This window comes from Arthrobacter sp. Ha26, from assembly GCF_059091705.1.
The window spans coordinates 306,032-312,927 of the sequence record NZ_JBNHGX010000006.1; the positions used below are offsets into that span (position 1 = coordinate 306,032).

At 65.7% G+C, this 6,896-nt stretch carries 6 protein-coding genes; 1 reads left to right on the top strand and 5 read right to left on the bottom strand.

Annotation, left to right across the window (positions count from 1 at the left end):
- Positions 1–14: 14 nt before the first annotated feature.
- Both AC5RVY_RS15690 and AC5RVY_RS15695 read right to left on the bottom strand, forming a co-directional pair.
- Entirely contained in the window at positions 15–188 is a 174-nt protein-coding gene (locus AC5RVY_RS15690) for a hypothetical protein (RefSeq protein WP_493955626.1), read from the bottom strand.
- On the bottom strand, positions 172–1,146 hold the full coding sequence (locus AC5RVY_RS15695) for a trypsin-like serine peptidase (protein ID WP_493955627.1): 975 nt from the start codon (positions 1,144–1,146) through the stop codon (positions 172–174). The genes AC5RVY_RS15690 and AC5RVY_RS15695 overlap by 17 nt, the downstream gene beginning before the upstream one ends.
- A 300-nt stretch (positions 1,147–1,446) precedes the next feature.
- Between AC5RVY_RS15695 and AC5RVY_RS15700 the strand changes: the two genes are divergently transcribed.
- Positions 1,447–3,666 (top strand): NADP-dependent isocitrate dehydrogenase, encoded by a 2,220-nt coding sequence (locus AC5RVY_RS15700; protein ID WP_493955628.1) that lies wholly within the window; start codon positions 1,447–1,449, stop codon positions 3,664–3,666.
- Positions 3,667–3,795: 129 nt separating this feature from the next.
- Here AC5RVY_RS15700 and AC5RVY_RS15705 read toward each other — a convergent pair whose 3' ends face one another.
- From AC5RVY_RS15705 to AC5RVY_RS15715, 3 genes are all read right to left on the bottom strand, one after another.
- A complete protein-coding gene (locus tag AC5RVY_RS15705; RefSeq protein ID WP_493955629.1) occupies positions 3,796–4,317 on the bottom strand; it encodes a hypothetical protein in 522 nt (173 codons plus the stop codon).
- Positions 4,314–5,537: a serine/threonine-protein kinase gene (locus AC5RVY_RS15710; RefSeq protein ID WP_493955630.1), complete on the bottom strand. Its 1,224-nt coding sequence runs from the start codon at positions 5,535–5,537 to the stop codon at positions 4,314–4,316. Before AC5RVY_RS15710 ends, AC5RVY_RS15705 begins: the two co-directional genes overlap by 4 nt.
- Positions 5,538–5,829: 292 nt before the next feature.
- The coding region (locus AC5RVY_RS15715; protein WP_493955631.1) for an LPXTG cell wall anchor domain-containing protein at positions 5,830–6,896 on the bottom strand (1,067 nt) is incomplete at its 5' end.

Genomic DNA, 6,896 nt, shown 5'->3' on the forward strand with positions numbered 1-6,896 from the left:
CGTTGTTTGCTGGGTTAGTCCTGGCTGGCTGGACGCGGGCCGGGTTCCGGAAGCCGGAGCTCCCGGGGCTTGGCTTCCGCCATCCGCTCCGCTGTCCAGTACTCGAGGATCTCCTCGCGCGTCTGGTTCAGGTCGCTGTGGCTTACGCCGTCCTCACCGGAAGGCGGGTCCTTAGGATGTTGCTGCACTGTTGTATGCCTGCTGGATCACGGAACCCCAGTAAGGGCCGTACATTACGGCTGAACGGTCGTAGCCGTAGCTGTTGATGGAGTTCTGGACACCGGTGGAGCTGGTGCCGATGAACCACGGGCCGCCGGAGGAACCGCCAGTCATGTCGCAGGGAATGCCCTGGGTGTTGAACTGCGGATTGTAGGGGTCCTTCGACGTGGTACCGGTGCAGCTCTTGAGGGTTTGGCCGTCGAAGGGCGAAGCTGCCGGGTATCCGAAGGACTTGTAGGTCAGTCCGCGAGCCTGGTTGAACGCTACGCCCGAGGCGCCGACGACGTCAGCCAGGTTCTGCCCGCTGCTGTTCTTGCCAACAACTGCGAATCCGGTGTCGTAAGCCATATCCCCGCCGCTGCTCCACTGGGTGGGTGCATGCAGTGAGGTAGCGGTCCACTTGCCGTAGGGGGCGGCGCCGTTCTCGTACGCGGGAATGAAAACGAAGTTCGTGGCGAAAGCGCCCGGTCCCTCGTTGACGCAGTGCCCCGCCGTTGACACGGTGCTCTTGTTCTTGGCGGACACAGAGTTGCCCGAGCAGACGTAGTTGGTGCCGCCGAGCGTGAAGAAGACCTTGCCGATGTGCTTCACGGGAGCTTCGCTTTGCGCGAGGGTCTGGGTCTGCTTTCTGCGGGTGGCCTTGACCTCTGTGCTCTTGCCCTTTTCCACGAGCAGGGGGCTGGACCGGTTACCCCGTTCCAGGGCCTTGCCGGCCAGGACGTCCCCGGGAATGGCGGTCAGCATCCGGTCCACTGTCCAATAGTCAGCTGCGCCCGTATTTGCAACGGCCGCACTGGTAACGGAAGGGTTCTTCTCGTCCCCGGAAGCGGCTGGGGCAGCGGCGGCTCCGCCTGCCGCGGTGAGGGCCAGAACGGCGGCCGCCGAGAGGCTCAGAAGGCCGGAGGCCAGGGACCTGGTGCGTGTCATTGTTGTCCTGTCTGAAACGGAGATCGGCCGGAAGGCACGTCCTGAATTTATCGAGATATGACAGATTTGTAAATAGGAGTGACGTATCATGTAGCGCCTGCGGGGGCTCCTGGCGCCCTCCGCCGCGGAAAACGCGAGGGCCGGATGGGGCACCTGGGCGGGTGCCGCCGTCGTCCGTTCTCCATCGCAGTAATCCTCCTCGCCGGCGGGGTAACCGAGGGGTCCCGGTAGGGTTCAAAGCCCCGTACTCGGGTAAGTTGTAGATGATAACCAAGCCGACCCACAGGGAGACGCCCGCGCATGTCCAAGATTATCTACACCCACACCGACGAAGCGCCGATGCTGGCTACCTATTCGTTCCTGCCCATCATCGAGGCGTTCGCCTCAACAGCAGGTGTGGAGGTGGAGACCCGCGACATTTCGCTCGCCGGCCGCATCATCGCCGTCTTCGGTGACTACCTGACCCCCGGGCAGCAGATCGGTGACGCCCTTGCTGAACTGGGTGAACTGGCGAAGACGCCCGAAGCAAACATCATCAAGCTGCCCAACATCAGCGCCTCCATCCCGCAGCTGAAGGCAGCCATCGCGGAGCTGCAGGGCCAGGGCTACGCCCTCCCTGACTACCCGGACAACCCCTCCTCGGATGAGGAGACAGCCGTCCGCTCCCGCTACGACAAGATCAAGGGCTCCGCCGTGAACCCCGTGCTGCGCGAAGGCAACTCGGACCGCCGGGCACCCCTGTCCGTGAAGAACTACGCGCGCCAGAACCCGCACTCCATGGGCGCCTGGACCCCGGAGTCCAAGACCAACGTGGCCACCATGGGCCAGGACGATTTCCGCTCCAACGAGAAGTCAGTGGTGATCGAGTCCGAGGGCACCATCGCCATCCAGCTGGTCCGCGAAGACGGCTCTGTGAAAGTCCTGAAGAAGGCGTTCCCCGTCCTGGCCGGCGAGGTCATCGACGGCACAGTGATGCGCGCCGCGGCGTTGGATGAATTCCTGAAGGCCCAGGTTGCCCGCGCCAAGGAAGAGGGCGTGCTGTTCTCCGCCCACCTCAAGGCCACCATGATGAAGGTCTCGGACCCCATCATCTTCGGCCACGTGGTGAAGGCCTACTTCTCCGAACTGTTCGAGACCTACGGCAAGCAGCTTGCAGCCGCCGGCATCAGCCCCAACAACGGCCTGGCCGCCATCCTGAGCAGCCTTGAGGACCTGCCGGAGGACGTCCGCGAAGGCGTCCAGTCCCTGATCAAGAAGGGCCTCGACGACGGCCCGGCCCTGGCCATGGTGGACTCGGACAAGGGCATCACCACCCTGAACGTCCCCAGCGACGTCATTGTGGACGCGTCCATGCCGGCCATGATCCGCAGCTCCGGCCACATGTGGGGCCCGGACGGCAAGGAAGCCGACACCCTGGCCGTGCTGCCGGACAGCTCCTACGCCGGTATCTACCAGGTGGTCATCGATGACTGCCGCGCCAACGGCGCCTACGACCCCACCACCATGGGAACAGTGCCGAACGTGGGCCTCATGGCCCAGGCGGCAGAGGAATACGGCAGCCACGACAAGACCTTCGAAATCCAGGAAGCAGGAACGGTCCAGATCGTGGACGGCTCCGGCAACGTCCTGATCGAACACCAGGTCTCCGTAGGCGACATCTGGCGCGCCTGCCAGACCAAGGACCTGCCCATCCGGGACTGGGTCAAGCTGGCCGTGACCCGTGCCCGCGCCTCGCAGACCCCGGCAGTGTTCTGGCTGGACGAGGAACGCGCCCACGACGCCAACCTCATCAACAAGGTCAACGGGTACCTCAAGGACCACGACACCGAGGGCCTGGACATCCGCATCATGTCCCCGGTCAAGGCCATCGCGTTCACGCTGGAGCGCATCCGCAAGGGCGAGGACACCATCTCGGTATCCGGCAACGTCCTGCGCGACTACCTCACGGACCTGTTCCCCATCCTGGAACTGGGCACCAGCGCCAAGATGCTCTCCGTGGTTCCGCTGATGAACGGCGGCGGGCTCTTCGAAACCGGCGCCGGCGGATCCGCTCCGAAGCACGTCCAGCAGCTGCTCAAGGAAAACCACCTGCGCTGGGACAGCCTGGGCGAGTTCCTGGCCCTGGCCGTCAGCTTCGAGCACCTGGCCACCACCACCGGCAACGCCCGCGCCCAGGTCCTGGCCGATACCCTGGACCGCGCCACCGGCACCTTCCTGCTGGAAAACAAGTCCCCGAGCCGCCGTGCAGGCGAACTGGACAACCGCGGCAGCCACTACTACCTGGCCCGCTACTGGGCGGAGGAACTGGCCAAGCAGACGGACGACGCCGACCTGGCCGCCGCCTTCAGCTCCATCGCCGGTGAGCTGTCCTCCAAGGAGGAGACGATCGTTGGCGAGCTGGCTGAGGTCCAGGGCTCGCCCGTCGACATCGGCGGCTACTACCGCCCGGACGATGCCAAGGCCGCCGCCGTGATGCGCCCGTCCGCCACGCTGAACAAGGTGCTTGCCACCCTGAGCTAGGGATCGAGCGTCAGCTAATAAGCAACGCCAAGAGGCGGCGTCCCGGTTTTCCCGGGGCGCCGCCTCTTTCGTTGGTGGCTGGGGGCCAGCTTGCCGCCCTGCCGGCAGACCGCCGTCGTGCGCCTGCTCCTAGTCCTTGCCTTTGCCCTTGTCCTCGTTGCCCTTCTTGTTATCAGCGTTGCCGTTGCCTGCGTCAGGCGCGGGGGCCTGCGTTTGGGCGGCCTCCTGGGAGGCCTGCTCCGAGGGCTGTTCCGACGCCTGTTCCGCAACCTGGGTATCAGCCGACTCCTCAGCGGCCGGAGCTTCTTGTGTGGGCTTCGCCGCCGCGGCGATCGCCTCATCAAGGTCGGCGCGTACGGCCGCAACGATGGTAGTGATGGTCTGGCGGCGTTCCTCGGAAACCTGGCCTTTGCTCTGCGCGGCCGCCAGTTCCCCCTCAAGGTTTTCCAGGGCTTTCAGTGCGGCGGCCGGATCGTTCCGCGAAGAAGCCTCGCTCACCTCCAGGACCCGTGCCTGGAGCTGCCGGGCAGCGCCGGGCTGCAGGTCGGCATCATTGGGGCCGCAGCCCGTTAACAATCCGGCTGCCAGCACCGCAGCAGTCAAAACCATGCCCCTTGACCGGCGGTGGCCGCGGGTGTTGCTGCCCATCATGGCTCCACGCTCTTCTGGAGCTCCTCCAGGTGATCGCCCAGGACACCGGTCACCGTAGGGTAAGGCACGACGTCGGGCGTGGACTGGGCGGACAGGCTCATCAGCACTGCAGCCACAACGGCCGCCGCCACCACGGCTCCAAGAAGCACCAACAGCCACATCCGCCGCCGCCCTGACCTGGCGGAGCGCTCCTTCGGGGAACCCTTGCCCCTCTTGCGGACTCCCGCAACAAGGGGGGAGGTCTTGTCGACCGGCCCTGCGGCTTCACGGATTTCTTCCACCGATTCCTCGGCGGTGATGGAAGGCGGGTGGAACGGCATGGCCGGCAGCACCCGCGTGGTTTCCGGAACGAGTTCGCCGGGCGTGGACGCGGGCGATACCAGTGCCTGCCTCAGCGCAGTCTCGATGTCCGCCGCTGCGGGGCGTTCCAGCGGCTCGATTGCCGTCATGGATCGGATGAGATCGGCCCATTCCTTGGGCAAGTCCTCGGGGATCTCAGGTGCGCGGTGCAGCCGGGCAACGGCCGACTCCACGGCGCCACCCGGGTACTCCACAGTGCCCTTGATGCATTCAAGCAGCACGAGTCCCAGGGAATAGATGTCCGAGGCGGGGGAGAGGGGCTGGCCCAGGGCCTGCTCCGGGCTGAGGTAGGCGGCTGTGCCCACCATGGTTCCGGTGGCGGTGAGGCGGGTTGCGTCCGCGATCCTGGCGATGCCAAAATCTGTGAGCTTAGGGCGCAGCGGCTCGCCGGGGCGGATTTGCACCAGCAGGATGTTGGCGGGCTTGATGTCGCGGTGGATGATCCCCAGGCCGTGTACGTACGCCAGGGCATCGGCGATGCCGGCCCCAATCACCGAGAGTTCCTCCAGGGGGACCTGGCTGTGCCGGATCCGGGTCCTCAGGTCCTGGCCGTCCACCAGTTCCATGGTGAGGAAAGGCCTGGGCTCATCGGGAATCCGGGTGTCGATGCCGGCGTCGAAAAGTGTCACCAAACCTGGGTGATTAAGGGTAGCCAAGAGCTGGATTTCCGCTTCCTGGCGCTTCAGCTCATCGGCGTCGGGTGCCTGCGGGGCGAAGAGCTTAAGGGCAACGTCCCGGCCCAGTTTCTCATCCCGGGCGCAGTAGACCGATGACATCCCGCCGCGGCCAATGACCTCACCCAACCGATAACGTCCGCCGACCACTTCATTCTTGATGGAGCTAGGCGATTCCGCCACCATACCGTTCCTCCCGGTGCGCCGCGGCACTGTCGTACCTCAAATTATACGGGCGGTGGAGTAAACGGACGATCGGCCCTGGCGTATCTGTTCGGCGACACGCCGACGGCCCGGCGGCGAACCTCTAGCTTTCGCCGCCGGACCACCGGCCACAAGGACATGTGTGCTGATGACATGTTTGCGTGAATGTGAGTATGTGAGTTTGTGTGTTTTGCGGGGTCCTCCCTTCCCTCAGCCTGCTGGCTGCTGCCGCTTCAGGCGCATGGTGCAGGCACGGTCACTAGGCCTCTGGTGCTTAGGACACCCTGCGCTTGCGGAGGAGGACCAGGAGTCCAGCTACCAGAAGCAGCACGGCGAGCGGGACGAGCGAAGCGTCCATGCCCGTGTTGGCCAGAACAGTGCTGCCTTTGGCAGTCCCGCCCTGGGCTGCGGTGTTGCGTGCGCTGGTGTCGACGCTGATGGCGCCGCTCACTGCGGTGGAACCTGCCGGTGCTGCCGAGAAGCCGCCGGTACCGGCCGTGCCGGCGTCAGTACCGTTGGTATCGCCGGTGGTGCCGTCAGTGGTGCCGCCGGTGCCGGGGGTACCTGTTCCTGGAGCGTTCGTGCCAGGGTCAACCGTTCCCGTGCCTCCGGTGTTGCCGTCGATCGGATCAGTTCCCGGGTTGTCAGTGCCAGGGTTCTCCGTTCCCGGCGTACCGGTTCCCGGGTTCTCTGTGCCGTTGCCCGTGTCGCCCAGACCGAGGCCGAGGTCGATGCCCAGATCAATTCCCGCGCCGACTCCATCATTACCGCCTGATGTGCCCGTGCCGAGATCGATGACTGCGTCAACCACGGTGCCGAGGTTGCCCGTGCTGCCGCCGGTGGTGCCGTTGCCGAGGTCGAGACCAACGACTGCGTCAACGACGGCGTCCAGTCCGCCGGAGGTGAGTCCGCCGGTGGTGCCGTTGCCGAGGTCGAGACCAACGACTGCGTCAACGGCGGCGTCCAGTCCGCCGGTGGTGAGTCCGCCGGTGGTGCCGTTGCCGAGGTCGAGACCAACGACTGCGTCAACGGCGGCGTCCAGTCCGCCGGTGGTGAGTCCGCCGGTGGTGAGTCCGCCGGTGGTGCCGTTGCCGAGGTCGAGACCAACGACTGCGTCTGCGGCGGCGTCCAGTCCGCCGGTGGTGCCGTTGCCGAGGCCCACTGCTACGTCTGCTGCGACGGCGAGGTCGGCGGCTGTGGTGTCGGTTCCGTTGGCGATGGTGTTGCCGAGGCCGAGGCCCACAGCGGCTGCTGCAGCGAGGTCGGGGCTGGTGGTTTCGCCGGTCCCTGTTGTGGTGCCGAGGTCCACTGCTACGTCTGCTGCGGCGGCGAGGTCGGCGG